Source organism: Pseudorhodobacter antarcticus (genome assembly GCF_900110135.1).
Lineage (GTDB): Bacteria > Pseudomonadota > Alphaproteobacteria > Rhodobacterales > Rhodobacteraceae > Pseudorhodobacter > Pseudorhodobacter antarcticus.
The window spans coordinates 1-26729 of record NZ_FOCO01000042.1 but is presented as its reverse complement, the minus strand read 5'-3'; the positions used below and the strand labels follow the sequence as shown (position 1 = coordinate 26729).

At 60.7% G+C, this 26729-nt stretch carries 27 protein-coding genes; 12 read left to right on the top strand and 15 right to left on the bottom strand.

Annotated features, from left to right (window positions below; translation table 11 throughout):
• On the bottom strand, positions 1-292 hold a 292-nt coding region (locus tag BMY36_RS20580), incomplete at its 3' end, for an IS3 family transposase (protein WP_074818881.1).
• A 102-nt stretch (positions 293-394) separates the two neighbouring features.
• On the opposite strand from BMY36_RS20580, the gene BMY36_RS15730 reads away from it, so the two are divergent.
• Entirely contained in the window at positions 395-604 is a 210-nt protein-coding gene (locus BMY36_RS15730; RefSeq protein WP_050520405.1) for a hypothetical protein, read from the top strand.
• A gap of 67 nt (positions 605-671) precedes the next feature.
• Here BMY36_RS15730 and BMY36_RS15725 read toward each other — a convergent pair whose 3' ends face one another.
• The 10 genes from BMY36_RS15725 to BMY36_RS15680 form a co-directional block, all read right to left on the bottom strand.
• A complete protein-coding gene (locus BMY36_RS15725; RefSeq protein ID WP_050520404.1) occupies positions 672-1553 on the bottom strand; it encodes a bile acid:sodium symporter family protein in 882 nt (293 codons plus the stop codon).
• A gap of 6 nt (positions 1554-1559) precedes the next feature.
• On the bottom strand, positions 1560-3284 hold the full coding sequence (locus BMY36_RS15720; protein WP_050520403.1) for an AMP-binding protein: 1725 nt from the start codon (positions 3282-3284) through the stop codon (positions 1560-1562).
• A 112-nt stretch (positions 3285-3396) separates the two neighbouring features.
• Positions 3397-4416: a histone deacetylase family protein gene (locus BMY36_RS15715; protein ID WP_050520402.1), complete on the bottom strand. Its 1020-nt coding sequence runs from the start codon at positions 4414-4416 to the stop codon at positions 3397-3399.
• Between the two features lie 30 nt (positions 4417-4446).
• Complete coding sequence (gene kce, locus BMY36_RS15710) at positions 4447-5373, bottom strand: 3,5-dioxohexanoate:acetyl-CoA acetone transferase (protein WP_050520401.1); 927 nt, start codon at positions 5371-5373, stop codon at positions 4447-4449.
• Entirely contained in the window at positions 5374-6705 is a 1332-nt protein-coding gene (locus BMY36_RS15705; protein WP_139194094.1) for an aminotransferase family protein, read from the bottom strand.
• Position 6706: 1 nt separating this feature from the next.
• Positions 6707-7474 (bottom strand): amino acid ABC transporter ATP-binding protein, encoded by a 768-nt coding sequence (locus tag BMY36_RS15700; RefSeq protein ID WP_050520399.1) that lies wholly within the window; start codon positions 7472-7474, stop codon positions 6707-6709.
• Positions 7475-7486: 12 nt separating this feature from the next.
• Positions 7487-8143 (bottom strand): amino acid ABC transporter permease, encoded by a 657-nt coding sequence (locus BMY36_RS15695; protein WP_050520398.1) that lies wholly within the window; start codon positions 8141-8143, stop codon positions 7487-7489.
• A gap of 12 nt (positions 8144-8155) precedes the next feature.
• Positions 8156-8803 carry an amino acid ABC transporter permease gene (locus BMY36_RS15690; RefSeq protein ID WP_050520397.1) on the bottom strand — a complete coding sequence of 216 codons (648 nt, stop codon included), beginning with the start codon at positions 8801-8803 and terminating at the stop codon, positions 8156-8158.
• A 1-nt stretch (position 8804) separates the two neighbouring features.
• Entirely contained in the window at positions 8805-9596 is a 792-nt protein-coding gene (locus BMY36_RS15685) for a creatininase family protein (protein ID WP_050520396.1), read from the bottom strand.
• A gap of 51 nt (positions 9597-9647) precedes the next feature.
• Positions 9648-10433 (bottom strand): transporter substrate-binding domain-containing protein, encoded by a 786-nt coding sequence (locus tag BMY36_RS15680; protein WP_050520395.1) that lies wholly within the window; start codon positions 10431-10433, stop codon positions 9648-9650.
• A gap of 142 nt (positions 10434-10575) precedes the next feature.
• On the opposite strand from BMY36_RS15680, the gene BMY36_RS15675 reads away from it, so the two are divergent.
• A complete protein-coding gene (locus BMY36_RS15675) occupies positions 10576-11532 on the top strand; it encodes a LysR family transcriptional regulator (protein ID WP_050520408.1) in 957 nt (318 codons plus the stop codon).
• Positions 11533-11562: 30 nt separating this feature from the next.
• Here BMY36_RS15675 and BMY36_RS15670 read toward each other — a convergent pair whose 3' ends face one another.
• The 4 genes from BMY36_RS15670 to BMY36_RS15655 all read right to left on the bottom strand — a co-directional run bounded on the left by BMY36_RS15670 (position 11563) and on the right by BMY36_RS15655 (position 16628).
• On the bottom strand, positions 11563-14175 hold the full coding sequence (locus BMY36_RS15670; RefSeq protein ID WP_050520394.1) for a hybrid sensor histidine kinase/response regulator: 2613 nt from the start codon (positions 14173-14175) through the stop codon (positions 11563-11565).
• Between the two features lie 11 nt (positions 14176-14186).
• Positions 14187-14717 carry a putative pterin-binding protein gene (locus tag BMY36_RS15665; RefSeq protein WP_074818878.1) on the bottom strand — a complete coding sequence of 177 codons (531 nt, stop codon included), beginning with the start codon at positions 14715-14717 and terminating at the stop codon, positions 14187-14189.
• A gap of 107 nt (positions 14718-14824) precedes the next feature.
• The gene (locus tag BMY36_RS15660) at positions 14825-15439 is read right to left on the bottom strand and encodes a response regulator (protein WP_050520393.1); all 615 of its coding nucleotides are present in this window, start codon (positions 15437-15439) and stop codon (positions 14825-14827) included.
• A 109-nt stretch (positions 15440-15548) separates the two neighbouring features.
• Positions 15549-16628, bottom strand: coding sequence for a polysaccharide biosynthesis/export family protein (locus BMY36_RS15655; RefSeq protein ID WP_050520392.1), 1080 nt, complete (start codon positions 16626-16628; stop codon positions 15549-15551).
• A 125-nt stretch (positions 16629-16753) separates the two neighbouring features.
• Between BMY36_RS15655 and BMY36_RS15650 the strand changes: the two genes are divergently transcribed.
• The 10 genes from BMY36_RS15650 (at position 16754) to BMY36_RS15605 (ending at position 26674) form a co-directional block, all read left to right on the top strand.
• Complete coding sequence (locus tag BMY36_RS15650) at positions 16754-18001, top strand: polysaccharide pyruvyl transferase family protein (RefSeq protein ID WP_175469317.1); 1248 nt, start codon at positions 16754-16756, stop codon at positions 17999-18001.
• A 4-nt stretch (positions 18002-18005) separates the two neighbouring features.
• The gene (locus BMY36_RS15645) at positions 18006-19238 is read left to right on the top strand and encodes an oligosaccharide flippase family protein (RefSeq protein ID WP_050520390.1); all 1233 of its coding nucleotides are present in this window, start codon (positions 18006-18008) and stop codon (positions 19236-19238) included.
• Positions 19239-19243: 5 nt separating this feature from the next.
• Positions 19244-20485: a Coenzyme F420 hydrogenase/dehydrogenase, beta subunit C-terminal domain gene (locus BMY36_RS15640; RefSeq protein ID WP_050520389.1), complete on the top strand. Its 1242-nt coding sequence runs from the start codon at positions 19244-19246 to the stop codon at positions 20483-20485.
• Complete coding sequence (locus tag BMY36_RS15635) at positions 20482-21453, top strand: acyltransferase family protein (RefSeq protein ID WP_050520388.1); 972 nt, start codon at positions 20482-20484, stop codon at positions 21451-21453. The genes BMY36_RS15640 and BMY36_RS15635 overlap by 4 nt, the downstream gene beginning before the upstream one ends.
• Positions 21454-21457: 4 nt before the next feature.
• Positions 21458-22810 carry an O-antigen ligase family protein gene (locus BMY36_RS15630; RefSeq protein WP_050520387.1) on the top strand — a complete coding sequence of 451 codons (1353 nt, stop codon included), beginning with the start codon at positions 21458-21460 and terminating at the stop codon, positions 22808-22810.
• Between the two features lie 31 nt (positions 22811-22841).
• A complete protein-coding gene (locus tag BMY36_RS15625; protein ID WP_050520386.1) occupies positions 22842-23750 on the top strand; it encodes a glycosyltransferase family 2 protein in 909 nt (302 codons plus the stop codon).
• Positions 23747-24991 carry a glycosyltransferase family 4 protein gene (locus BMY36_RS15620; RefSeq protein WP_050520385.1) on the top strand — a complete coding sequence of 415 codons (1245 nt, stop codon included), beginning with the start codon at positions 23747-23749 and terminating at the stop codon, positions 24989-24991. Before BMY36_RS15625 ends, BMY36_RS15620 begins: the two co-directional genes overlap by 4 nt.
• A gap of 107 nt (positions 24992-25098) precedes the next feature.
• The gene (locus tag BMY36_RS15615) at positions 25099-25587 is read left to right on the top strand and encodes a glycosyltransferase family protein (RefSeq protein ID WP_050520384.1); all 489 of its coding nucleotides are present in this window, start codon (positions 25099-25101) and stop codon (positions 25585-25587) included.
• Positions 25588-25616: 29 nt separating this feature from the next.
• On the top strand, positions 25617-26216 hold the full coding sequence (locus tag BMY36_RS15610) for a glycosyltransferase (protein ID WP_050520383.1): 600 nt from the start codon (positions 25617-25619) through the stop codon (positions 26214-26216).
• Positions 26213-26674 (top strand): glycosyltransferase, encoded by a 462-nt coding sequence (locus BMY36_RS15605; RefSeq protein ID WP_050520382.1) that lies wholly within the window; start codon positions 26213-26215, stop codon positions 26672-26674. The genes BMY36_RS15610 and BMY36_RS15605 overlap by 4 nt, the downstream gene beginning before the upstream one ends.
• Positions 26675-26729: the final 55 nt, after the last annotated feature.

The following is a 26729-nucleotide window of genomic DNA, read 5'->3' as shown; positions in this document are numbered from 1 at the left end:
GCGTCCCGAGCAACTGGTGCGAGGCATTGGCCAAAAAATCCCGTTCCACCACAAGTTGGCCAATCTTGGAATGCAGCTTGTCGAGTTCAGCCGCACTTACCTGCTCCGGGGCGGCACCTCGGCGCGCAAAAGCTGTCGCCATGTTCTCTATCGCCGCGCGCTTCCAAGTGCCGAGTTGTGTCGGATGAACATCGTACTTCTTCGACAGCTCCGCCAGCGTCAGCTCCTCACGGATCGCTTCAAGCGCAACCTTCGCCTTGAAATCAGGCGAATGGTTCTTTCGTTTCTTCATTCTGGATCACTTCTCTCATCATGCGATCCAACTTAACAACTGGTCCGAAATTCCGCGACCAACTCTCTGCTGCGCGTTGAACATGGCGTTGAGTTCCGCCGGTTGAGCCGTGAGATTTTGGTGGCACTGGGGGCCGCTGCGGGCGAGGTGGTTGAGGAGTCGTATGAAAACGGCGATGATATTACGCGCCGCATCTGGGACAGCTATTTGGCCAGCCGCGCCGATACATCGCGGTTTATGCGGTTCAATGAACAGGCGTTTTTGAACGCCCGCACGTTGGACTTTCCGTTCCCGGGGCCAGCTTCGGAATAAACGCACATCTTGCGAAACGATCAAGGGCCCCTTGCGGGGCCCTTTTTCATGGTTGGGTTTGGCTTTTTTACAGCAAACTGTCGGGCAGTTTTTGTTCCGCCGCCGTGTTGGCACGCCGAAACACCAGCGTGACGAGGGTGGAGACAATCACGATGAACAGCGAATAAAGCGCTGGCACGGCCATATAGCTTTGCGCCTCATCCCCCGCGAAGGTAAATGCGATGATTGCAATCGCCAGCGGGCCGTTTTGGATGCCCGTTTCCAGCGCCACGGTGCGGGCGTTGCGCGGGTGCAGCCGCAGCGCGCGGGCAAAGATATAGCCGATGGTGATGCCAAACACGCCCAAACCAATCGCCGCCACATAAGTCGCGGGCGTGGTGGTGACCAAAAACTGCCAGTTGCGCGGCACCCACGACACCAGAATGAACAGGATGAAAAACAGCGCCAGCAGCGATCCCATAAATTCGGTCACAGCGCCCGCGTTTGCGTTCCATTTGCGCAGCCCCATGCCGATGGCTACAGGCACCAGCAACAACACCAGCGTCACAATGATGTTTTCGCGCGGAATATCAAGGTTCAGCGCGTTGGCATAGATCAGCAGCAAAATGGGGATAAGGAACACCCCGAAAATGGTCGATGTGACGGTCATCAGCACCGACAGCGCAAGGTTGCCCTTGGAGAAATAGGTGAAGATGTTGGAGGTGGTACCCCCCGGCATACAGGCCATAATCAAAACACCCACAGCCACCGCAGGCGGCAGCGGCAACAGCGTGATTAGCATAAAGCCGATAAACGGCATGAAGCCATATTGGCTGATCACCCCAATCGCGAGGCCGTAGGGGCGTTTGAGGGCAAGGTAGAAATCACGCGGGGTCAGGGATGCGCCCATGCCCAGCATGATCACGAATATCATCAACGCCAGCAGCGTTTGCTCGAATGCTCCGACCATCTGCGCTCACTCCGCTGCGACGCCGCGCGCGATTTCCGCACGCAGGTCTTTTCTAAGGATTTTGCCGACATTGGATTTCGGCAGCTCGTCGCGGAATTCCACCTGTTTGGGCACTTTGTACGGGGTCATGTGTTCCTTGCAATAGGCGCGCACGGCGTCCACGGTCAGCCCCGGATCGGCCTTGACGATATAGGCTTTTACCGCCTCGCCCGCCGCACCGTCAGGCACGCCGATCACCGCCACCTCCAACACGCCGGGGTGGGCGGCCAAAACATCCTCCACCTCATTGGGGTAGACGTTGAAGCCCGACACAAGGATCATATCCTTTTTGCGGTCCACGATGCGGAAATAACCGTCCGCCTCCATCACGCCGATATCACCCGTCAGGAACCAGCCGTTTTTCATGCTGGCCGCCGTTTCATCCGGTTTTTGCCAATAGCCCGCCATCACTTGCGGGCCGCGCGCGGCGATTTCGCCGGGGGTCCCTTGGGGCACTTCATTGCCCGCCTCATCCAAACAGACGATGTCGGTGGATGGGACAGGCACGCCAATGGTGCCCGCGCGGGTTTTGCCCATCGGTTCAAACGTCAGCACGGGGGCGGTTTCGGTAAGGCCGTAACCTTGCAGCACGGGTTTGCCAGTGATTTTTTCCCACCGCTGCGCCACGGATGTTTGCAGCGCCATGCCACCCGCCGAGGCGAATTTAAGGTGTTTGGGCGGGCTGTCGGTGAACCACACTTCGTTGCAAAGGCCGTTGAACAGGGTGTTTACCCCGCTCATCCACGTCACGTTGTAATTTTCAAAGGCGCGTTTCAGGTTGGCCAAAGGGCGCGGGTTGGGGATAAGGATGTTGCGCGCGCCAAGCCAGTAAAACCCGATCAAATTCACGGTAAAGGCAAAGATATGGTACATCGGCAAGGCGGTTAGCGCGACCTCTTCGCCGCGTTTCACATGCGCGGCGATCAATTCCATCGTTTGTTCCATGTTCACGATCAGGTTGCCGTGGGTCAGCATAGCACCTTTGGACACGCCCGTGGTGCCGCCGGTGTATTGCAGCACGGCGACATCATCGGCGCTGATGGTTTGGTGATAGCTGTCCACCTCTATATGGTGATCGGTGATTTGGCGGCGGCCTGCGGCGATAGCTGCGGGCAGGCGGATATGCGGCACCTCGATAGGTTTTATGCTGCGATCCCAGTGTTTTTGCACCAGCCCCACGATGCCGCGCGGCAAGGCGGGCAGAAATTCGGCCACCCGCGTCACGATAATATTGGGAATTTTATGGCCGCGCATGGCGGCCGGAATTTTATCAGCGAACATATCGACGATGATCAGGGCGGCGGGGGTGCTGTCCTCAAACTGGCGGGCCATTTCCTCGGCGGTGTACAGCGGGTTCACGTTGACCAAAACGCAGCCCGCCTTTAGCACGCCGAACGCCGCCACCGGAAACGCCAACCCATTGGGCATTTGCAAGGCCACCCGGTCGCCTGTATTCAATCCCGCCACCTCGCGCAGATAGGCCGCTATACCATCAGACATTTCGTCGACTTGTTCAAAGCTGAGCGTGCCATTCATCCCATTGGGCAAACAGCAGGTGAACGCGGGCGCGGTGCCATGCGTTTGCGCCACCGACCGGATGAGATCGGCCAGATTGCGATAGGATGGGGTGTCAATGTCGCTGCGCACGCCGGGGCCGTAAAATTTCGTCCAAGGACGTGGTCTGTCAGCCATTGAACCCTCCCAAGTTCCAGTTTGCATGACCATACAATGCGCAGGCTGGATTTTGAAAGCCAAACTGTTGGCGGTGGGCGCTATCTGACGCAGGGTTTTAAGGCGGGCGACGTTAGGCTGCTTCAAACCCCATCAAAGTGCTGGTCAGGTTGTCGGCCAATTCGGGGCACAGATACCCGCCTTCTTGGACAAACAAGGTGGGCAGGTCCAGCCCCGCAATCGCCGCCCCGATCTGGCCAAAGCCGGGGGTGGTCACGGCCAACCCTTTGAACGGGTCACCGACAAAAGCATCAAGGCCCAAAGCCACCACCACACAATCCGCGCCAAAGCTGCGGATTTGGCGCAAAGCCACGTCCAGCGCCGCCAGAAAGCCAGCATCATCGGTGTCGCGCGCCAAGGGCAGGTTAAGGTTATACCCAAGCCCCGCATCCGCGCCGCGTTCATGGGCATGGCCCCAGAAAAACGGGTAAAACCGGGCGGGATCGGCGTGGATGGACACGGTCAACACATCGCGGCGGTGATAGAAAATACCTTGGGTGCCGTTGCCGTGATGCACGTCCACATCCAAAATGGCGGGGCGTTTGCCCCGGGCCAACAGCCGTTCAGCGGCGATTGCGGAATTGTTCAGAAAACAAAACCCACCCGCCAGATCGCCAAAGGCGTGGTGCCCCGGCGGGCGCGACAGGGCATAAGCGGCGCGGTCGGTTGCCAGAAAATCCGCCCCTGTGATCGCCGCCTGCGCGGACCAATAGGCGGCCTGCCAAGTGCCCGATGCGATGGGACACGCGGTATCTCCCTGATGAAACCCGGCCTGACCAATCGCGGATTTGGGATAACTGTCGGTACGGTTGGCGGGGTGGATGTTTGGGATAACTTCGGCCCCTGCCCCGTCCATCCGCTGCCAGCGCGCATAGATGGTTTGCAAAAACGTCAGATATTCCGCCGAATGAATGGCGGCGATCGGGCCCAACCCTGCATCCGTTGGGGCGTGGATGGTGCAGCCTGCGGCGCGGGCCCCATCCCGCAGCCGTGCAATGCGTTCGGGCTGTTCAGGATTGGGCAAAATCGCGCCATTCGCCATGAAATGCTGGGGGTCATGGCCCCATTGCCGTTCGTCAAATACCGCCTTCATGGCTGTCCTTTCTGGTGCATTGCACCGCCCCTACATCTTTGTTTGGTCCGCACCTTTCAGCGCCAGCATCGCCCGCGCCTGCGCCGGGGTTGCCACCTCACGGCCCAATGCCTCCACTATACCGCGAATTTTGGTCACTTGTTCGGCGTTGGATTGGGCCAGCACCCCGCGTGCGATCATCAAGCTGTCCTCCAATCCCACGCGCACATGGCCGCCCAAAATGGCCGACAATGTGATCAAGGGCATTTGGTGCCGCCCCGCCGCCAACACGGAAAAGATGTAGGTGTCGCCAAACAAACGATCTGCAATCAATTTCATATGGGTCAGGTTTTCGGGGTCGGGACCGATGCCGCCCAAAACGCCAAACACGAATTGGATGAACAAGGGCGCTTGCACCAACCCACGGTCCACGAAATGGCGCAGCATGTACAAATGGCTGACATCGTAACATTCAAATTCAAACCGTGCGCCGCGCTGCGTGCCCATTTCTTGCATCACAAGGCGCATATCGCGGGGGGTGTTTTTGAACACCAAATCCTCGGACCCTTGCAAAAACGGCTGTTCCCAGTCGAATTTCCAATCGGTGATGCGGTCTGCGGCGGGATACAGCGCGAAATTCATCGTGCCCATGTTCAGCGAACACATTTCGGGTTCCGCGCGTTTAGGGGCGGCCAACCGTTGGTCCAGCGACATGGTGGCACTGCCCCCGGTCGAGATGTTGATGACAGCATCGCATCTCTGTTTGATGCGCGGCAAAAACGCCATAAAATGTTCAGGCAACGCAGAGGGGCGCCCATCCGCCGGGTCGCGCGCATGCAGGTGCAAAATGGCCGCCCCCGCCTGTGCCGCATCCAGCGCGTTTTGCGTGATTTGATCGGCGGTGATCGGCAAATAGGGCGACATCGACGGGGTGTGGATGGAGCCTGTGACAGCGCAAGTGATGATGATTTTTGACATCTAGGCGACCTGCGCGGGCAGTTCCGCCATATATTGCGCGAGGGATTTATCAAGCAGGTCGGTGATTTCGTCCAGCTGCACCTGCGTCGTGATAAGGGGCGGGCAGACAAGGAAATGATCGCCCGATGTGCCACCCCGCGTGCGGCGGGAATAGATGATCAACCCGTTGTCATAGGCGATATCGACCAGCCGGGCATGGGCGTGCAAGGCGGGGTTCAAGGGCGCCTTGGTCGCGCGGTCGGCCATCAATTCAAACGCGCACAGCAAGCCTTTACCACGCACATCGCCAATCAGCGCATAGCGTTGCATCAGGCCCATCAGCCGACTGTACAACGCAGCCCCCATGCGTTCGGCATTGCCCACCAAATCACGCGCGGCAATCTGGCCCAGCACCGCCACCCCCGCCGCACAGGCCAAAGGGTTGCCCGCATAGGTGAACCCGTGGATAAACCCGCCGCCGTCCATCACCGCATCCACAATATCATCGCGCGCAATCATGGCCCCCAAGGGCGCATAGCCAGACCCGAACCCCTTGGACAGCGCGATCAAATCCGGGGTCGTGCCCCAATGGTCCGCCCCAAAAAACCGCCCCGTGCGCCCGCCGCCTGTCATCACCTCATCATGAATCAATAACACACCATATTGGGTGCAAATTTCGCGAATACGCTGCATATAGCCCACAGGTGGCACCAAAGCCCCGGTGGACGCGCCGCCAATCGGTTCCACGATAAAGGCAAGAACGGTGTCCGGCCCTTCTTGCAAAATCGCGGTTTCCAGCATGTTGGCGTAATGCAGGCCCGTGGCGCGGTCATCGGGGTTCAGACCATCCAGATAGGCGCGGGGGGCGGGAATTTTTGGCATCCGCTGCATCATCGGGTCGAACGGGGCGGTCATTGGGGCGTATCCGGTGATCGCCAGCGCACCCAAGGTGCAGCCGTGATAACTGGGATAGCGCGAAATCACTTTGAACCGCTGCGGCTGGCCTTGGGTCAGCACATATTGCCGCGCCAGTTTTAGGGTGCTTTCCACCGCCTCCGACCCGCCCGAGACGAAAAACACCTTGTTCAGCCCCGCAGGTGCCAGATCGGCGGTCATGCGCGCCAAGTCATCGGAGCTTTCGGTTTGGAAATGCAAACGGTAGCCAAAGGTGGCTTTGTCCATTTGCGCGCGCATTGCGTCCAGCACGGCGGGGTCGGAATGGCCGAGGTTGGACACCATCGCCCCCGACGACCCGTCGATATAGCGTTTGCCCGCTGTGTCCCACATATAGATACCACTGGCACGGTCCAACACAGGGCGCGGCGATTTGGTTTGGTAAAACAAGTTTGACATATCAACCGCCATTGCGCGCAAGATGTTTGCGCAGGAAATTGCGGGTGCGTTCTTCGACCGGGTTTTGAAAAATGACCGATGGCGGGCCTTCTTCGACCACCACACCTTGGTCCATGAACAAAACGCGGTCGCACACGGATGCGGCAAAATCCATTTCATGCGTGACGATGATCATGGTCATGTGTTCGTCGGCCAATTGTTTCATGACCATGTTCACCTCCTCCACCAACTCGGGGTCCAGCGCGCTTGTCGCCTCATCAAACAGCATGACCTTGGGTTTCATCGCCAATGCGCGCGCAATGGCCACGCGCTGTTTTTGGCCGCCCGACAGGCGCGATGGGTATTCGTCAATCTTTTCCAGCAGGCCGACTTTGGTAAGCTGTTCTTCGACCAGCGCATTCGCCTGCGCCTCGGTCAGCCCCTTTAACATGCGCGGGGCAAGGGTGATGTTGCCGCGCACGGTCAGATGCGGAAACAGGTTAAAATGTTGAAAAACCATGCCAATATCTTGGCGCACTTGGTTCACATGCGCCTCATACTGGCGGGGGGGCAGATGGCGGTTGATTTGCACCCCTTCCAGCCACACCTCACCCGATGTCAGCGGGTCCAATTCGTTGATGGCCCGCAGCAAGGTGGATTTTCCCGACCCTGACGGGCCGATGATCGCCACGATCTGACCCCGATCCACCGTCAGGTTGATGTCTTTTAGCACCTGCAAATTGCCAAAACTTTTGGCGGCGTTCTTAATCTTGACAAAGGAGGTGGTCATAGGGGGGCCCTTTCAGCGCGAGGCGGCAATGCGGCGTTCGACGTGCCGCAAACCAGCCTCCAGCGCGAGATTGATGAAATAGTAACAAAATGCGACGGCAAGGTAGAATTCAAACGGGCGGTAAGTGCGGCTGATGGCCTGCTGGGCGGCCAGCGTCAGTTCCATGACGCCGATCACCGACACCAAAGCGCTGTCTTTCAACAAGGCGATCATGTTGTTGCCCATCGGCGGGATGACGGCGCGCACCGCTTGCGGAATGATAATGCGGCGCACGGTTTGACCGCGCGACAGGCCAAGGGTGCGCGCGCCTTCATACTGGCCCTTGTCCACCGCCAAAATCGACGCTTGGATCAATTCCGAATTATAGACCGCGAAATGCAGGCCAAGGCCAATGACGCCCGCGACAAAGGCGGGCAAATCAATGCCCACTTGAATCAACCCGAAATAGATCAAGAACAGTTGCAGCAACAACGGCGTGCCCATGAACAAAAACGCAAAAGCGCGCATGGGAAGGCGGATGATCATGGGGGCATAAAGGGCGGCCACGGCAAACACGATGCCGCCGAAAAACGACAAGATACCTGCACAAATTGTGATGGCGATGGTCAGGCCCATGCCCTGCAACAGCACCCCGAAATAACTGGGCACCACGCTGAAATCAAGACCCATGCGGAAAATCCTTCATGTTATCCGTGCCTTGCGGTCCAGCCACGCAATACCAATGCCAACCACATATATGATGATCATGTACAAAGCACCCGACAGCAAAAACATCTCAAACGGTTTGTAGGTGGACCCGATGTAGCGTTGCGCGGTGTAGGTCAGTTCGACAACCGAAATGGCCGCGACCAAGGCGGTGCCTTTGATCAGCGCGTTGATGTTGACGCCCAAAGGCCGGATCATCAGCCGCATCGCTTGGGGCAAGATCACTTTGCGCATGGCTTGTGCGCGCGACAGGCCCATCGTGCGCGCCGCCTCGCGCTGGCCTTTGTCGACAGATTCAATCGCGCCGCGCATGGTTTCGGCCATATAGGCGCCGATGTTCACGCCAAGGCCGATCACCCCCGCTTCAAACGCGTCCAGTTGAATCCCGATTTGCGGGCCGCCGAAATACAGGATGAACAGTTGGATTAACGCAGGCGTGCCGCGAAAAATGCTGACATAGGTGGCCCCAATCGCGCGCAACACCCAACTGCGCGACATGCGCGCCGCAGCCCCCAGCGCACCGCATGTTAACCCCAGAATCGTGGTTAGGATGGACAACTGGATGGTCACCACCGCCGCCTGAAGGAAAAACGGATAAACGCGCAGGATTAATTCGGTGTCCATATCAGTGATGGTCCACGCGGGACAGGATGGGCAGCGCGCGGATTTCGTGGATAAGGGCCGTGGTTTCTTCAATCGCGGCGTCCAAAAACCGCTTGCCGTTTTCGGGGGTGGCCACGGTTGGGTCGCCCATCGTGCCATCGGGGCTGACCGCCGACCACCAGCGCATCAACATGGCACCGCCACCCTTGCCCGCCAGATCAAGGTTGAAAAACTTACTGTTGGGGTCGTGGATGTTTTGCGCAGTGGCGCGCGACAGATCAACGCGGTCGGGGTGCAGGTGCATATACATCGCCGCCTCAAATTCCCCCGCATGCGCGATGCCGCCAATGGCCGAGGCGCGGATATCATTGATGCGCGCCGACATCAGGTTCCAATAACTGGCCGAAACGCAGATAATTCCCGTATCAATCACCGTTTTGCGCGCGGCAAGGTCCAAAACCGGGTGGTTGGACCCGTGCGAGTTCAGCAAAAGGATGCGGCGAAACCCGTGATGGGCCAGCGATTTGGTGATATCGCAGACAAAGGCGATCAGCGTTTCGGGCTGTATCCAGATCACGCCGGGAAAATCCTTGTGGTGTTCGTTAAAGCCGTAAGGGATGGGGGGCATCACAAACACCGCATCCGGGGCGGCGGCGGCCACACCATTGGCCACCGCCATGCCCAGCACCGTGTCCGTGTCCAGCGGCATATGCGGGCCATGATCTTCGGTTGCCGACACGTTCAAAATTACCACGCGGTCCTTGTCGGCGTCGCGCACGTTTTCCCATGTCAAATGGCCATAAGTGGTTGTCATGCCGCCCCCCCAAAGGCAAACGGCCCGCCAGTTTGCGGCGGGCCAGATTGATCAGCGAATGTCGCCGCCGACCCATTCATTGGCGATGGTCATATAGGTGCCATCCTCCATCATCGCGTCCAGCGCGGCCTTCATCGCGGCGGCAAGTTCGGGGTTGCCTTCGCGAATGGCGATGCCCGCGCCCACAGGCTCGGCGCTTGGGTCGGTGATCACCGCAAGGTCATATTGCCCCGCCTTCATCGCCAGCATCACGGGGATGGAATCGTTCACAATCGCATCGACGCGGCCATTGGTCAGTTCCAACAGCAGCTCCGGCAGGCCTTTGTAGGTGTTGATGTCATAACCTTGGTCGCGCGCCCATTGTTCGTGGGTTTCGCCCAAAGTCACGCCGACTTTTACATCCTTTAGCTGGTCAACCGATGTGATCGGCGACCCGATTTTGGTGAAAATCGCGCGTTTGGTGGTGTAATAAGGGCCAACAAAATCAATCACCTTGTCGCGTTCTTCGGTGATCGACATTGACCCCACCACGGCGTCGTATTTATTGGCCAAAAGGCCTGCGATGATGCCGTCCCATGCGGTGGTGATCACCTCCACCTCTACGCCCATACGTTTGGCGATTTCGGTGCCGATGGCGGGGTCAAACCCGACCACCTCATTCTTTTCATTGACGAAATTGAACGGCGGGTATTGCCCGCTCATCGCGATTTTCAACACACCGCGTTCTTTGATTCCGGCCAATTCATCCGCAAAGGCGGCCGGGGCCAGCGTGAGGCCAAAGGCTGCGATGCCGCCTGCGAGGACGCTGCGGCGCAGGATATGTGTGACTGTGGTCATATGAAATCTCTCCCGTAAGGTTGGTTTTGGTGGGGGCCAAAGGGGCGTTGGGTACCGCCAAAGGCATGAATTGGCACAGAGTTGCATTGCAGGGCATCATAGGGCAAATAGATAATGGAAATGTCCTGAATAGATGAAATCTATGTCAAAGAAATATGAACAGCGGTTGCCATGGCAATTGGACTGGAATTTGCTGCGCACGTTTATGGTGGTGGTGGACGAATGCGGCATCACACCCGCCGCCAATTTTCTGGGGCTAAAACAGCCCACCATATCTGCCGCGCTGAAGCGGTTGGAGGACAGTTTTGGCGGGCGGCTGGTCAACCGATCCCCCACGCATTTCAGCGTGACCCCTTTGGGCCAAGTGCTGTATGCCGAGGCGCGATCCGTGTTTGGCACCGTGTCGCAATTGCCCAATTTGATGGCAGGGATGGATGATCAGGTCACCGGGCATATCAGCATTGCGGTGGCCAGCCATGTGGTATCGCACCATTTTGACGCGGTGCTGGAACAGTTCAACGCGGCCCATCCGCAGGTCACCTACAGCTTTTCCACCATTGAAAGCGCGGATGTGGTGGCGCATGTGCAGCAAAACCGCGTCACGCTGGGCCTGTGTTTGCTGCAAGAACCACCCTTACGGCTGGACACCAAGCCGCTGTTTCGCGAATATTTCGGGTTTTTTTGTGGGCCCAAACACAGGCTTTTTGGGAAAAAGGATATTCCGCTGTCGGCGCTGCGCGGCGAATATGCCGTTTCGTTTCAAACAGATGAGGCGAATGGCCCTTTGTACAGCGTGGCGGCCATGCGCGCCAAGGCAGGCTTGCAGCCGGGGCTGAAAGGCATTTCCAGCAGCCTGCCCGAGGTGCGTCGCATGATCATGTCCAATATCGGAATTGGGGCGTTGCCCGTGCATGTCGCCGCGCGCGATGTGCGGCAGGGGTTTTTGTGGCAACTGCCCCCGTACACCGCCTTGCCGATGGTCGATGTTCACCTGCTGACCAACCCAAAACGCACAATGAACCGGGGCGAGGCGGCGCTGCTGGCGTTGCTTCACGCCACCTTGAACGACATAAGCCTTGAGGCACGGACCTACCGCTGACCGCGCCTGCCGCAACCTTGGGCGACCGCGTCAGGCTTGCGCCAACAACGCCGCGCGGGTGGCATCCCAAAGGGCGCGCAGACCCGCGTGATCGGCCAAAACCGCCGTGCGATTGCCTGCATGACACAAAGCCTCCATCCGCGCCAAATGGGCGTGCAGGCGTGTGGCACCGATCACTGCCGCAGCGCCCGCCCCTTCGTGGCAGGTTGCTGCCAAGGATGCCGAAGGGGCAGCCGCCGCATGGGCGTCGATGCTGTCCAAAATACCGTCCATATTGGTTTGAAACTGCGCCAATAACCGTGCCAGCGCTTGGGGTTCGGCGATCTGTGCCAACTCCGCCATCCGGTCCATATCCATCAAAGGCGCATCTGGGCCTGCAAGGGCTGCGCCAGTGTCAAACGTCAAGGCCGCTGCCAGATCGCGGGTGGACAAAGGTTTGGTCAACCAACTGTCGATGCCCGACTCCGCAAAGCGGTCCATCCGGTCGGGGCGGGCGTGGGCGGTGACCGCAATAATGCGGCTGGACCGTGACGCGCCTTCGCTGCGGATCAGGGCGGCGGCGGTCCACCCATCCATCAAAGGCATCGACAGGTCCATCAAAACAACGTCAAACGGATGCGCGCGGGCCGCCACAACCCCTTCGCCACCATCCATCGCCAAGGTGACCTTATGGCCCAAATGCCGCAGCATTTCTTCCAAAACGATGCGGTTGGTTTCATTATCCTCGACCACCAAAATATCCAGCGCGCCGCTGGTGGCCACGGCCAGCAGCGGCGCAAGAAGATTGGGGGCGGGCAAATTGGAGGCAAGCGTCACCGCGCGGTTTGCCGCAACATCGCCCGCAACGGTCAACGGCACGCGCAGCCAGAAACAACTGCCCGCCCCCCATGTGCTTTCGACCCCTACCTCGCCGTCCATCGCGCGGGCCAAACGGCGCGAAATGCCAAGGCCAAGGCCCGTCCCCTCGCCCGTGCGCCCAAAGGACGGGTCAACCATCACAAAATCATCAAAAATGCGGTCTTGGTCGGCCTCCAAAATGCCAATGCCGCTGTCGATCACGCGAAACTCAATCTCGGCTTGATCGCCTTTGATCTGCTGCATCTCTGCCTCTAGGGTCACCGTGCCATCTTCGGTAAACTTGATCGCGTTGGAGATGAAGTTTTGCAAGATTTGCCCCAAACGGAACGGATCACCGCGCAGGGGCGGGAAATCGGACAGCAGTTGCACCGCTATCTGAGTATTTTTCTGCGCAGCCGCAGGGCGCAACGGGTCGACCAATGTGGCCAGCAATGCTGGCAAATCCAGACGATCCTCGGCCAGCGCGACAAATCCTGCGTCGATGCGCGAAATGTCCAAAACATCGTTCACATGGCGCAGCAATTGCTTGGATGAACTGCGCGCCAAACCCAAAAACCGGGCCTGTTTGGCATCAAGGCTGGTGCGGCCAATAATTTCCAGCGCCGCGATAACGCCGTTCAGGGGGGTGCGCATTTCATGGCTCATCACCGCGATGAAGTTGCTTTTGGTCCGTTCAGCCCCTTGCGCCTCATCGCGCGCGGCAACAAGTGCCGCCTCGGCCTGTTGAGCATCGGAAATATCGCGCAAATAGGCGATAAAGATCATCCCATCGGGGCTGTCATTGCTGGCGATCGACAATTCACAGGGAAATTCCGCGCCCGATTTGCGCATGGCGGTCATGCGCATCCGCCCGGAATCAACCACATGCTTCACGCCCGTGGCCTTCATCCGCACCATTCCCGCATCATGCATGGCGCGGTGGTGGGGGGGCACGATCAAAGTGCCAAGCGGCTGGCCAATCGCCTCGGCGCAAGTATAGCCAAAAATCCGTTCGGCGGCGGCGTTGAAATCGATCACCAGCCCGTCCATGCCCGCCACAACCACAGCATCCAGCGAGGTGCCAACCGTCGCCTCCAGCCGCGATGTGATGCGCTTTACCTCGCGTGCGCGCCGCGCCGCTTGGCGGTTCAGCGTTGCCACCAGCCCCAACAGGCCCAGCAGCAGCACAATCAACGCCACGCTGGCAATCGCGATCATTTGCAAAATATCAGACAGGCCCGTGCGGCGGCTGTCTTGCAGCGCTGCGTTCATATCAATCACCTTGATCGACATCACGCGCATATCTTGGCGCAAGGCCCCGACGCTGGCCAATATTTGCGGCAAGGCGGCGCGCAGGTCGACGTCTGTGCCATCAATCAACGGGGTGGTACTGTCCAAAAACCCCTGCATCCGCGCTTTCAGCGGCAGCACAGCCTCTAACAGCCCCAGTTGCGCAAACATCGTGCCTTGCGTGACCGTACCCGCCCTGTTGTAAAACAGATCAAACCGTTTGCGCAATTCTGTCAGGCTGACCTGTGCCTGTGATTGTGGGTCTGCCTGTGCGGGCGCTTGCGCTTGCGCCAAGGCCACCGCCGCTTCCAGCCGCACCACATCCAGTTCCAACTGGGTGACGTTCCATTGCAGGCTGTCCACCGGTTCTTCTTGCAGCGTCCGCAATTCGGCGCGCAGTTCCAGCGACAAAACGACTATCGCCCCCAGCGCAAAGGAGATGAGAAACGCCACAAGCGCGCGCAGCCCACGGGCCCGGAGGGACCGGGACAGCAGGCGGCGTGACAGGGGTTTCATAGGGGCTGCGGTCAGTCTGCGACCTCAATCCGGTTCAATTGCCAGATGGACCGCGCATAGGTTTGTTCGCTGCGGTATTCAGCCACATCATCATAAGGATAAACCAGCCAGATCGGGCCTTTGTCGCGCAACGACATCGGTTGCCCATCCGACAGATTGGCCAACAAGGGGCCATTTTCCAGCGCATCGGATGCGGGCATTTCAATCAGATAATCATTCAACGCGGTCAACATCACGGTATCGCCTTTGGCCCCAACAGCGGCCAAAAGATCGCGCAACAAAACGCCCGTATAAGTCGCGGTGCCTTTGGTCCAGATGGTTCCCGTGGTAAAGCTGTGTTGCGGCAGGGCGGCGAACAATTCAGCGTCCAGCGCCAGCACATCATTGCCGTTGGATGAAGCGATATTGCCCGACACGGTCAGGATCACATCCCCCGTCGGCGCGGCCATATCTTGGGCAAACACGGGTGCCGCGCACAGGGCCGCAAGGGCAAAATTGGCCCCCAGCAGGGATTGGCGCAAGATGGAGACGGACATTTGCATGATATATCTTTCTTGAGGTCTATTGTAGCACTTTTGATAGCACCACCGCCCTGCCCTGTCGCGGGTGCAAGCGGACAGCCACCTATCCTTTGGGATAAGACGCGGCCTTAAAACAACCCCGCCTCTTTGGCGATCATCGCGGCATGGGTGCGGTTTTTCGCCTCAATCTTGCGGTACAGGGTTTTGACATGCAGCTTGACCGTCACCTCTTGCAAATCCAGCGCGCGGGCGATTTCCTTGTTGGCCATGCCTTGGCACAGCAGGCGCAGCACGTCGGTTTCGCGCGGTGTTAGTTGCGCGCCCGCCAGCGTGGCGGATGGGGCCTCGCGTTCGGTCATCATGGCCATGGGGGCATACACCTCGCCTGCGGCCATGAAACGGATTGCGGCGATCAGGGTTTTGGTGGACATGGTTTTGGGCAAAAACCCTGCCGCCCCTTCGGCCAATGCTTGTTCGGCCACCGCGCGCGGGGCGGTGCCCGACAAGATTGCCACCGGAATACCGGGCAAGGCGGCGCGCATTTCGGCCAGCCCTGCCAGACCGTTCATGCCGGGCATCATGTAATCCAGCAGCACCACGTCAAAATCCCCGGCCTTGCGCGACAGGGCCAGGCTTTGGGGGAAATCGGCGGCCACCTCCACCTCCATCGACGGATCCAGCCGCAAAAATGCGGCGATGGTGTCACGGACCAATTCTTGATCGTCAGCCAATAATATCTTCATAAAATCCTCTGCTTCAAGCGCGCCCTTGGCGCGGACCTTGGCCCCTGTGGCCCCTGCATAGCGTCTGGTTCGGGCAGAACTGTGGCACGCCGCACTGTCGCGCCCCAGCTTAGTTGTTGTTCAAACTTTCGATCAAGGTGATGGGCGTCAAAACCCCACCAATCAGCTGCAAACTTGGCAAAATTTCCCCAATTGCCACGTTCCAATCGCCCAAAACCGATCGCGGCACAAACACCACATCCCCCGGTTCCAGTGGAAAATCAAGGCCGCGCCCGGTCAACATGCGGGTTGCATCGACCACGATCAACTCGCCTTGGGTCGGGGATGCGGTGCGGATGATGCGAATTTCTCTTAGCAACGCTTTGCCCGCTTCTGGTCCGCCCGCCTCGGTCAGCGCTTGCAACAAGGTGCGCCCATTGGCACCAAACGGCACGGCCTGCGCGCGGCCTACAGCCCCCAGCACATAGACCGACATATCTTCCTTGCGCGGGGCAAAGATCACATCGCGTGGTTTCATCCAGACGTTTTGGTCAAACGCGCCGTTGCGCAGCAGCGCGTTCAGATCGACGGTGCAAATACGGTCATCGCGCAGCAGGCGTGCGCCGGGCAAATAGGCATCGCCCGACAATCCGCCCGCCAGTGCCACCGCCTCCACCACATTGGTGCGGCCTTTCATGTAGCGCACACCCGGTTCACGAAATTCGCCCAGGAAATACAATGGCGCGCTTTCGGCGGCGATCAGTTCCACCGTGACCCAAGGATTGATCATATGGGGCCCATAGGCCTGTTTCAGATCGGCCTGAATGTCGCGGGTGGTTTTGCCGCCAACCCGCACCAATTCCACGATCGGCAATTGCACAAACCCTGCATCATCGACGCGGGCGGTCAGGTCCGACATGCCCTCCTCGCCAAAGATGTTGAATTTCAGGTTGTCGCCGGGGCCGACCTTTGGCGTGAACCCTGCGCTGCCACCTTTGGTGCCAGCTGCCAGCCGGGACGTCCCACAAGACGGCCCGCCCGACCGGGCAACGGCGGGTGCCGCCACAGACATACGTTCCACCACCCCGTCATGACGCAGGGATTTCGCATCCAGCGCAGGCGTGCAAGCGGACGCTGCAACCAGCACCGCCAAGGCCAAGGCCAACCTGCGCCCTATGCCAAAGGATAGGTTTGCGCCCCCAAAGGTCATTGTGCCAATCCGATATCGCCAAACTGCATCATAAGTCCCTGAAACCTATCCCGCTATATATGAGACAACGCAAAGGGGAAACGGATATCGCGGTGGCAGTCAACAGCTTACCAAAGGTTTCCCCGATGATCACCCTTTTGAATGCAGCGCCCGATACGGGCAACCAAGGCGTCAGTGCGCTGTCACTATCCGCCCTTGCGGGGCTGGCCGCGCGCAACATTGGCCCTTTGGCCGTGGCCGACCATGGCCGGGGCGTGCGCCGGGTGGATATGGGGTTTGCCGATGTGGACCAAGTGGGCCTGACCCACAACCGCCGCTTTTGGCGCGGTGACAGCCTGACAACCGTACGGGCCTTGGCGCGCATTGGCGGGGGGCCCAGCGCATCGGCCCGCGCCGTGGCGAAATCGCGCGCGATTTTGGATGTGTCGGGGGGCGACAGTTTCACCGATCTCTATGGCCCGCGCCGGTTTCGTGCGATGGTGCTGACCAAGCGGTTGGCGCTGGACAATGGCGTGCCGTTGATTTTGCTGCCCCAAACGCTGGGGCCGTTTCGCGATGCCGCCAACCGGGCCGAGGCGGTGGCGATTTTGGCCGCAGCCCGCGCCGTCTGGGTGCGCGATGCCGCCAGTTACGCATTTTTGCAAGACGGGCTTGGCGCGCGGTTTGATGCCGACCGTCACCGCCTTGGCGTTGATATGGCGGTGGCGTTGCCCCGCGTGGAACCCAAAGGCCTGTCGCCCCGCTTGCAGGTCTGGACCGGGCTGTCACGTGGATTTCCAGTGGCAGGGCTGAACGTGTCGGGGCTGCTCTCCCAAGATGCGACAGGCGCGCAAACTCAATTTGGCCTGGCAGACCGCCATGACCGCCAGATTGAAGCGGCGGCGCGCGCGATTTTGGACCACAGCCCCCGCATGCGTCTGTTGCTGGTGCCGCATGTTCACCGCGATTTGGCCGACCGCGAAAGCGATTTGGCGGCGTCATTGGCGCTGAAGGCGCGGCTGGACGCGGATTACCCCAACCGGGTGGAGGCGCTGCCCGGCCGCCTGAACGCGATGGAGCTGAAATGGGTTCTGTCGCGCCTGACATGGTTTGCAGGCGCGCGAATGCATGCGACCATTGGCGCGTTTTCATCGGGCACGCCCACGCTGGGTTTGGGATATTCAGACAAGGCCGCAGGGGTGTTTGCCCAATGTGGGATTGGCGATCATGTGGCCGATTTGCGGGTGATGGATGCGCCTGCACTGGGCGTGGCCGTGCGCGACGGCCTGCACAATTGCGCGGCCATGCAGGCCGATTTGGCCGCGCGCCTGCCCGCACTTTTGGCCCGTGCCGAAGGCCAGATGGATGTCATCGCCCAGCAGATCGGGGCGTAAGGGGATGCGCGCGCCCCTGACATCGCGATTGATCGGCTGGTCCGTGCCTTTGCTGGTTGAAGCGGGGGCGCTGGCACGCTCGGCCATTTTGGCCCGCGTGATTGGCGGCGATGAATTGGGCCGCGCCATGGTGCTGACGCTGGTGTTGCGGTTGGCGGAAATGATCAGCGATGTGGGGGTGGAACGCTTGTTGATGCAGCGCCACGCGGCCGCCACGCCCGGCTTGATGGCCGCCTTGCACGGCGCGTGCGTGTTGCGCGGGCTGGCGATGGCCGTACTGTTGGCCGCATTGGCGCTGCCGATGGCATGGACGTTTAAGGGCGGCGCTGGCGTGGAAATCTATGCGGCGCTGGCGTTTGCGCCCTTGCTGCGCGCGTTTTTGCATTTGGATTACCGGCTGGCGGAACGCGATTTGCGCCTGTGGCCGCTGGCGATTGTTGAAGGCGGTTCGGTGGCCGTGATGCTGGCCGCCTTGCCGCTGGCGCTGATGGTCTGGGTCGATCATCGCGCCATGCTGCTCGTGTTGTTGGCAGCCGCGGGCGCGCAGGTGGCGCTGTCGCATTTGGTGGCGCGGCAGGTCTATCGCATCCGGTTTGACCGCGCTGTGTTGGCCGAGGTGTTGGGCTTTGGGGCCCCTTTGGTTGTGAACGCAGGCTTGATGTTTTTGACCTTTCAGGCGGACCGTTTAATCGTTGCCGGTTGGTATGGCTGGGCCGAGGTCGCGATTTACAGCGTGGCCATGCAACTGGCGATGCTGCCCGCACAAATCACCGGGCGCGCGGCGGGGTCGCTGCTGGCCCCGCGCCTGCGTGGCCTGACGGGGGCGGGTTTGACGGGTATGGCCCGGCGTGCGGTGGCGGCATATCTGGCCTTGGGCCTGTGCTTTGCCGCTGGGTTTGCCATTGCCGCCCCGTCTTTGATCGCGCTGGTATACGGCGCTGGTTTTCGCCCCGATACGGGCATCGCCCTTGCCTTTGGGCTGGCGGCCGGGGCGCGGATTGCGCGCACGCCCGTGTCACAACTGGCCGTGTCGCTGGGCCGCACGGGTGATCCGGCCCGCGCCAATCTGTGGCGTGCCGCAGCCCTTGCCCCCGCTTTTATCACCGCAAGCATGGGCCTGCCCCTGACAGCCATCGCCATTGCCGCCGCGGTGGGCGAGGCGGCGGCCACGTGCCGCGCGTTACATTTGGCGCGCGGCGTTTTGTTCCCCCTTTCAACCCCAAAGGTTTTCGCGTGACATATATGGACCCCATCACCCGCACCGTTGCGTGCAATCTGTGCACCGGATGCGGGGCCTGCGCTGCGGCGTTTCCTGCCGCCATTCAGATGGTCGATGACCCCGTGAATGGCCGCCGCCCGGTTGTGGCCGCATCGCCCGATGGGCGCGCGGCGGCGGCGCAAGCGGTGGCGCTGTGCGCGGGCACAGGTGCCGATTTCGCCGGGTTTGCGGGCGATGACGGGTTTGGCCCGGTGCTGGCCGCATGGGAAGGGTACGCCGCCGACCCCGATATTCGTCACCGGGGGTCATCGGGCGGCGCGGTCACGGCGCTGGCGTTGTTTGCGTTGCAAAGCGGGGTGGTGGGCGGTGTTGCCCATATCGCCGCGCGCAACGATGATCCGCGCTTGAACCAATCGGTGATCAGCCATGACCGCGCTGGGTTGCTGCGCGGGGCCGGGTCCCGCTATGCCCAAGCCAGCCCGGCAGAGGCGTTGGGGCCGATTGCAGCGGGCGACATTCCCGTGGCGTTTATTGGCAAACCTTGTGACGTGGCATCGGTTGCCAAGGCCAAGGCGCTGGACGCCGGGTTGGCCGCCAAACTGCCGCTAACAATCGCGATTTTCTGCGCGGGCGCGCCGAACCTTGTGGCGACCGACCGTTTGTTGGACCGGCTGGGCGTGCCCAAAGACGCCACATTGACCGATCTGCGCTATCGCGGGAACGGCTGGCCGGGGTTGATGCAGGCGCGGTTTCGCGGGGCGGATGGGGTGGAACAGACCAGCACGGGCATCCCTTATGGCCAAGGGTGGGGCCAGATTTTGCAGGCCGAACGCCGCTGGCGCTGCCGGATTTGCACCGATCACACCGGGGCCTTTGCCGATGTGTCGGTGGGCGACCCGTGGCACAACCCGCCCGCTGGCAATGTGGATGCGGGCCGGTCCTTGATCATCGCGCGCAGCCCCGCTGGGCTTGCGTTAATCGAGGCGGCACTGGCGGCGGGCGTGTTGATCGCCACGCCGCAACCCCGCGATGTGATCGCCACCGCCCAGCCGAATTTGGTGGCCGCGCAAGGCGCTGTTTGGGGCCGCCGTTTGGCCATGCGCGCCTTTGGGCTGGCGGTGCCGCGCGATGCGGGTCTGCCGTTGTTTGCGGCATGGCGCGGCTTGCCTTTGCGCGCAAAACTGTCGTCGGTCGCGGGCACCGCGCGGCGCATTTTGCGTTTGCGGTTGTGGCAGCGCGTTATCATCAAAGGGGTGCGGCCATGATGTTGGCGCACGCCTTTGCGCCCGGCCGCGCCAACAACCTGCACGCGGTGCGGCTGGGTTTGGCAGGCGCAGTGATTGCCAGCCACGCGTGGCCGCTGGCGCATGGCGCGGGCACATCGGAGCCGTTGGCGGCCCTGACCAGCCATTCGCTGGGCGGTTGGGCGGTAGGGTTGTTTTTCTTTTTGTCCGGGTTGTTGATCACGGGCAGCGCCGCGCGCAGCACCGCCACAGCGTTTTGGACCGCCCGCGCGCGGCGTATCCTGCCGGGGTTGGCGGTGGCGTTGCTGGTGACATTGGGTTTGGCCGCGCTGTCGGGCGCCGACCTGACACCATTGCTGGCCGTCACATATTTTGTCCGTGGTATCACTTTGATATCCTTGGAGCATAACCTGTCCAACGCATTCGCCAATGCGCCGATGCCCGGTGTGGTCAATGGCCCTTTGTGGAGCTTGTTTCACGAGGTTGCCGCCTATGCGCTGTGCTGGGGTGCAGTAAAGCTGGGCCTGATGCGCAGCGCGTGGGGTATGGCGGTGTTGATGGGGGCGGCGCTGTTGGTGTGGGCGTTGCCGGGGTTGCCTGCGCGCGCCGCCACCTTTGCGCCGCTGTTTGTGGCCTTTGCGCTGGGGATGCTGGCCCATGCTGCGCGCGCGCGCTTGCCCTTGTCGCCTGTGGTCACGCTGGCGCTTTTGGTGTTGGCCCCGTTAGCCTGGCCCTTTGCCATTGCAGGGCTGGGGCATGTGGCGTTGATGCTGGCGTTTGCGCTGCCTGCGCGGCCCTTGTCGCGCGATTTGTCCTTTGGCCTGTACATTTACGGCTGGCCCGTGGCGCAATGGCTGATGCATCACAGCCCCGGTCTGGGCGCACCGCAATTGGCGGTGCTGTCGCTGCTGGCGACCCTGCCCTTTGCCGCCATTAGTTGGATGCTGGTCGAGGCCCCGATGCTGCCCCGCCGCATGGCAAAGGTGTAATCCCATGCCCGCGATCGCCGCAAAAACCCGCCGCAAAGGCACCATTTTCGGCGTGCCCATCGTGGTGGCGCTGTTCTTTTTCGGCATGATGATGCCCACATCCGTGGGCATCAGTTTGGGCGGGTTGCGGCTGTCGGTGTACCGCGTGGTGCTGTTGGTGATGTTCATCCCGATGTTGGTCATGCTGTTTTCGGGCAAACGCGGCCAGCCACATCTGTTTGACGCGCTGGCGCTGGGGCATGCGGGCATGGCGCTGGTGGCGCTGATCCATTGGGGCGGGTTGCAGCAGGGCATCGAATCCGGCGGCATTTATATTGTGGAGTTTGCAGGAGCCTATTTTCTGGGCCGCCTTTACATCCGCAGCCATAATGATTTTCGTGCCTTTGCAAAGGCTTATGTGGTGATTGTGGTGGGGATGCTGGCCTTTACCATCCCCGAGGCGCTGACCTCGGTCCACATCTTGCACGATGGAATTGCGGGGGCCACGGGCGGGGCGATGGCCCCCTACATTGAACAGCGCATGGGGTTGGAACGCACGTTTGGGCCGTTTGACCACCCCATCCTCTACGGCGTGTTTTCGGCATCGGCGTTTTCTTTGGCCTATTTCGTGCTGGCAGAAAAGCGGTTGACCCATTGGCGCGGCATGGCTTGGGTGATTGGCGTTTGCATCGCCACCTTCCTGTCGGCATCGGGTGGCCCCTATGTGGTGTTAATGATGCAGATGTTTGTTGCGGGGTGGGAACGGGTTTTTGGCAAAATCGCAGGCCGCTGGCGGATGCTGTTTGCGCTGTTTGCCATCGTTTATCTGGTCATTGATCTGTTTTCCAACCGCACGCCGTTCCATGTGTTTGTGACCTACCTGACGTTTTCCACCGTGTCCGCCTATAACCGCATCTTGCTGTTTGAATTTGGCACGGCGGAGGTGGCGCGCCATCCGTTCTTGGGCATCGGTCTGGGCGATTGGGTGCGCCCGGTTTGGATGTCGGACAGTATGGACAATTTCTGGCTGTTGATCGCCATGCGCTACGGCTTGCCAGCGTGGGCGCTGCTGGTCGGGCTGATGCTGGGGCTGATTTACGCCGTGGGCCGCCGCAAGGGCATCCCCGACACATGGAAACGCGCGCGCCATGCGTGGGCGTTTACGCTGTTTGGCATCGCGGTTGCGGCGGCCACGGTGCATTTGTGGAACGCGTTGTTTGTGCTGTTCTTGTTCCTGATCGGGTCGGGCGCATGGATGTATGATGCGAAAATTGACAGCAACGCCCCCCCCCAAACCAAGCGCAAAAGGATAGGGGCCGCTGTCCCCTTGCCCCGCGCCGCCCCCCCGCTGCGCCGCCCCAAAGCGCGGATGTTCTGATAGCCAACGGGCAAAGATAAAGGAGAGCGAAATGGATTTGTCCATCGTCATTGTAAATTGGAACACCCGCGATCTGCTGCGCGATTGCCTGTCATCGGTCATGGCAGGCCTTGGCGCATTGCACGCGCAGGTTTGGGTGGTTGATAACGGGTCCACTGACGGGTCGGTGGCCATGTTGACGGCGGAATTTCCGGGCGTCATGGTCATAGCAAATGCGCAGAACCGAGGGTTCGCTGCGGCGAACAACCAAGCTTTGGCGCAGGCGACCGGGCGGTTTGTGCTGTTGTTGAACACTGATACCATCGTGCATGGCGATGTGCTGCCTGCTGCGGTGGCGTGGATGGACGCGCGGCCCGCCATTGGCATCCTTGGCCCCCGCATCTTGAACCGGGATGGGTCGGTGCAAGGGTCCGCGCAGGCCTTTCCAACTTTGCGCCGCTTGCTGCGCCAAACCGCAGGCCTGCACAAATCCGAGGTACCAAACCTTGGCCTGACCACCGATGGCACCGCCGAGGTGATTTCGGGCTGTGCGATGTTTGTGCGCCGTGCGGCGATGGCAAAGGTCGGGCTGCTGGACGAGGCGTTCTTTTTCTATGGCGAGGAAACCGATTGGTGCCGCCGTTTTCTGTGCGCGGGCTGGAAAGTCATGTTTGCCCCCGTGGGCGAGATTACGCATTTTGGCGGCGGATCGGTGCGCCGTTTGAACCACATGCGCGACGTTTTGCTGACCGAAGGCACGGTGCGGTTGCACACCAAACATTCCGGCCTGATCGGCGGGCTTGCGTGTTACGGCGTGTTGGCGCTGTTCAACACATCGCGCGCGGCGGGTTGGGCGGGTATGGCCGTGTTGCGCCGCCCGAGTGCCGCCGCCCGCGCGCGCCATTTCGCGGGCGTGGTCCTGAAACTTGGCCGCGCTTGGCCGCGCAAGGTGCGCCCATGAACATTCTGCTGATCGCGCCAAACATCGACGGCACCGATGTGGGTGAGGCGTTTGTTGCCTTTAAATGGGCACAAGCCCTGTCCACCCGCGTGAACCTGACCGTGCTGTCGTTTGAACGTCCGGGCCGCACGCCTTTGGCCGATCAATTGCCCGGCGCGCGGTTGGTAACATGGCCCGAACCCGCTTGGGCACGCCGCAATGAGCGCTTGAACGCGATGTTAAAACCAGCCTGGCCAGTGCTTTGCGGCCATGTGCGCCGCTGGATGAAACAGGCGCTTGGCGCTGGCGCGCAATTTGATGTGGCGCATCAGTTGATGCCACAAGCGGCGCGGTACGCCTCGCCGCTGCGCCATTTTGATGTGCCTTATATCATCGGGCCTTTGGGCGGCGCGCTGGACACCCCCGCAGCCTTTCGCAATGAGGCAGCGACCGCGCCATTGTTCACCAAACTGCGCGCGTTGGATACCTACCGCTTTCGCCATGACCCGTGGCTGCGCGCCAGTTACACAGGGGCGGCCTGTATTTTGGGCGTGGCCCCTTATGTGGCGGATGTGTTGGGCGATATTCCCTTGCAGCGGTTTGAACCGATGTTGGAATTGGGCATCGACGCGGTGGAACCGCCGCGCGCGGCCCCAGCAAATACGGGCGCTCATAAGGGTGCGCTGCGGCTGTTGCATGTCGGGCGCGGCGTGCGCACCAAAGGGTTGCGCGATGTTGTCCGCGCGCTGGCCCATTTGCCCGATCTGCCGCATATCACCTTGACCAGTGCGGGCGCAGGCGAAGAAATCGCGCTGTGCCGATTGGAGGCGCAAGCCTTGAGCCTTGGCGCGCGCATCGAATTCCTCGGCCGCCAACCCCGTGAGGTGGTAGAGGATTTGTACCGCAGCCATGACGCTTTTGTGTTCCCGTCGTTTCGCGAACCCGCAGGTGGCGTGTTGTATGAGGCGATGCGCCACGGATTGCCCGTGATCACCGCCGCGCGCGGTGGCCCCGATTTCATCATTGATGACAGCTGCGGTTTGCGCCTGCCCGTGACCACACCCACAGGCTTTGCCGCAGATATTGCGCGGGCAATCCGCAATCTGGATGCCAACCGCCCCTTGCTGGAAAAGCTGGGCCAAGGGGCGCGCGCCAAGGTTTTGCGCGATGGGCTGTGGGCGGCCAAGGCGGACCGGCTTGTGACCCTCTATAATGAGGTAAAAACACCTCCCGTTCGGCGCGCAGCCTATCCGCAAGGATAGGCCCACACCCCCACCGCCCCCCTGAATTTCCCTTTTGATACAAAGTGTTTGCTTCGTACCTCTGCTACATCTTCCCCCATGAAGACACACCAGACCGGAGCTTGACGATGTCCTCTTTTACCCCCGCCAACACCCCCCGCACAAAGACCACCCGCCGCGTTTTGGCGGTGGCATCCGGCGGCGGGCATTGGGTACAACTGCTGCGGTTGCGCCCCGCCTTTGCCGGTGCTGAAATCCATTATGCAACTGTGGATGCAGGCGCACGCAGCACGGTCGCCCCTGCCCCCGTCTATGTTTATCCCGATGCCAACAAGGACACCAAGCTGCGTTTGATCGCATCAACGCTGGCGCTGGCGGTGATTATGCTGCGGGTGCGCCCGCATGTCGTCATCTCTACGGGTGCTGCGGGCGGATATCTTGCGATCCGGCTGGCCCGGTTGATGGGCGCGCGCACGGTGTTCATCGATTCCATCGCCAACACCCGGCAATTGTCCGTGTCGGGCCGACTGGCCCAAAAGGCCGCCGATCTGGTCCTAAGCCAATGGCCCACCGTGGCCGCCGCCAGCGGCGCGCAATACCGCGGCGCCGTTCTTTAACCCCCCCTGTTTTCCAAAAGGAATATCCCATGATTTTCGCAACTGTTGGCACGCAATTGCCGTTTGACCGCCTGCTGCTGGCCCTTGATACTTGGGCCGCGATGCACAGTGACGTGCCCGTTTTGGCCCAAACGGGTCAAACCAACACCCTTTATGCCAACCTAACCGTGGTGGCGAAAATGGATGCCGCACAGTTTGCCGATGCCGTGGCGCAGGCAAAGGTTATCGTGGCCCATGCAGGGATGGGAACCATCCTGACTGCGATTGAGGCGGGCAAACAAGTGATTTTGCTGCCCCGCCGCGCCGATCTGGGCGAACATCGCAACGACCATCAGCGCGACACGGCGATGGAAATGGCCGCCTTGCCCAATGTCACCGTGGTGGAGGATTCGTCCAGCCTGTGCGAAGCGATCGGTGCTGCCCTTGCCCGGTCCAACGACCCGCTTTTGGCGGCGCGCAGCACCGTGGCCTCTGCCAGCCTGTTGGAAACCATACAGGATTTTATCTGGTCCGAGGCCAGCCAGCCGCACCGCAAATCGCTGGGCAAAACGCGGCGCGCGCGCCTTTCCAGCCTTTTGCGCAATCCGTTGCGCACCGCCTTGCCCTTGACCCAATCGTTGCGCACATGACACCGCTTGCAACCATCCTGATCCCCGCCTGGAATGAAGGTACGCAGATCGCCCGCACTTTGACTTTCTTGCAAAATGGCATGGCGCGGGGGCGGTTTCGCATCATCATCATCGCCAATGCGTGCAGCGATGATACGGCGCGCGCAGCGCAGCTGGCCGCCCCAGATGCGTTGGTTTTGGAAACCCCTATTGCGGGCAAATGCCACGCGATGAACCTTGGGATGGCCTATGCCGAACCGGGCGCGCCCGTGGTTTGCCTTGACGCCGATCTGGACGTGTCAGCGGCAGAAATTCTGGCCTTGATCGAACCCTTGCGCAATGGCACTGCCCTTGCCGCGTGTGGGAGGATGCGGGTGGACACGGCGCTGGCATCGGCCCCGGTGCGCGCTTGGGTGCAAGCGTGGCAGATGAACCCCTATCCCTCCGTGCCAATAATCGTGAGACAATCGACTGGCTGAAGTTTACACTTGAGGGCGCAGGAGAACGAACAGATGGTCATGCCTTCACAGATGC

What these genes read in the sequence shown, in the direction of transcription:
- BMY36_RS15725 (WP_050520404.1), bottom strand. Translation starts at nt 1,553, where the DNA reads ATGGTCGGAGCATTCGAGCAAACGCTGCTGGCGTTGATGATATTCGTG.
- BMY36_RS15720 (WP_050520403.1), bottom strand. Translation starts at nt 3,284, where the DNA reads ATGGCTGACAGACCACGTCCTTGGACGAAATTTTACGGCCCCGGCGTG.
- BMY36_RS15715 (WP_050520402.1), bottom strand. Translation starts at nt 4,416, where the DNA reads ATGAAGGCGGTATTTGACGAACGGCAATGGGGCCATGACCCCCAGCAT.
- kce (WP_050520401.1), bottom strand. Translation starts at nt 5,373, where the DNA reads ATGTCAAAAATCATCATCACTTGCGCTGTCACAGGCTCCATCCACACC.
- BMY36_RS15705 (WP_139194094.1), bottom strand. Translation starts at nt 6,705, where the DNA reads ATGTCAAACTTGTTTTACCAAACCAAATCGCCGCGCCCTGTGTTGGAC.
- BMY36_RS15700 (WP_050520399.1), bottom strand. Translation starts at nt 7,474, where the DNA reads ATGACCACCTCCTTTGTCAAGATTAAGAACGCCGCCAAAAGTTTTGGC.
- BMY36_RS15695 (WP_050520398.1), bottom strand. Translation starts at nt 8,143, where the DNA reads ATGGGTCTTGATTTCAGCGTGGTGCCCAGTTATTTCGGGGTGCTGTTG.
- BMY36_RS15690 (WP_050520397.1), bottom strand. Translation starts at nt 8,803, where the DNA reads ATGGACACCGAATTAATCCTGCGCGTTTATCCGTTTTTCCTTCAGGCG.
- BMY36_RS15685 (WP_050520396.1), bottom strand. Translation starts at nt 9,596, where the DNA reads ATGACAACCACTTATGGCCATTTGACATGGGAAAACGTGCGCGACGCC.
- BMY36_RS15680 (WP_050520395.1), bottom strand. Translation starts at nt 10,433, where the DNA reads ATGACCACAGTCACACATATCCTGCGCCGCAGCGTCCTCGCAGGCGGC.
- BMY36_RS15675 (WP_050520408.1), top strand. Translation starts at nt 10,576, where the DNA reads ATGTCAAAGAAATATGAACAGCGGTTGCCATGGCAATTGGACTGGAAT.
- BMY36_RS15670 (WP_050520394.1), bottom strand. Translation starts at nt 14,175, where the DNA reads ATGAAACCCCTGTCACGCCGCCTGCTGTCCCGGTCCCTCCGGGCCCGT.
- BMY36_RS15665 (WP_074818878.1), bottom strand. Translation starts at nt 14,717, where the DNA reads ATGCAAATGTCCGTCTCCATCTTGCGCCAATCCCTGCTGGGGGCCAAT.
- BMY36_RS15660 (WP_050520393.1), bottom strand. Translation starts at nt 15,439, where the DNA reads ATGAAGATATTATTGGCTGACGATCAAGAATTGGTCCGTGACACCATC.
- BMY36_RS15655 (WP_050520392.1), bottom strand. Translation starts at nt 16,628, where the DNA reads ATGACCTTTGGGGGCGCAAACCTATCCTTTGGCATAGGGCGCAGGTTG.
- BMY36_RS15650 (WP_175469317.1), top strand. Translation starts at nt 16,754, where the DNA reads ATGATCACCCTTTTGAATGCAGCGCCCGATACGGGCAACCAAGGCGTC.
- BMY36_RS15645 (WP_050520390.1), top strand. Translation starts at nt 18,006, where the DNA reads ATGCGCGCGCCCCTGACATCGCGATTGATCGGCTGGTCCGTGCCTTTG.
- BMY36_RS15640 (WP_050520389.1), top strand. Translation starts at nt 19,244, where the DNA reads ATGGACCCCATCACCCGCACCGTTGCGTGCAATCTGTGCACCGGATGC.
- BMY36_RS15635 (WP_050520388.1), top strand. Translation starts at nt 20,482, where the DNA reads ATGATGTTGGCGCACGCCTTTGCGCCCGGCCGCGCCAACAACCTGCAC.
- BMY36_RS15630 (WP_050520387.1), top strand. Translation starts at nt 21,458, where the DNA reads ATGCCCGCGATCGCCGCAAAAACCCGCCGCAAAGGCACCATTTTCGGC.
- BMY36_RS15625 (WP_050520386.1), top strand. Translation starts at nt 22,842, where the DNA reads ATGGATTTGTCCATCGTCATTGTAAATTGGAACACCCGCGATCTGCTG.
- BMY36_RS15620 (WP_050520385.1), top strand. Translation starts at nt 23,747, where the DNA reads ATGAACATTCTGCTGATCGCGCCAAACATCGACGGCACCGATGTGGGT.
- BMY36_RS15615 (WP_050520384.1), top strand. Translation starts at nt 25,099, where the DNA reads ATGTCCTCTTTTACCCCCGCCAACACCCCCCGCACAAAGACCACCCGC.
- BMY36_RS15610 (WP_050520383.1), top strand. Translation starts at nt 25,617, where the DNA reads ATGATTTTCGCAACTGTTGGCACGCAATTGCCGTTTGACCGCCTGCTG.
- BMY36_RS15605 (WP_050520382.1), top strand. Translation starts at nt 26,213, where the DNA reads ATGACACCGCTTGCAACCATCCTGATCCCCGCCTGGAATGAAGGTACG.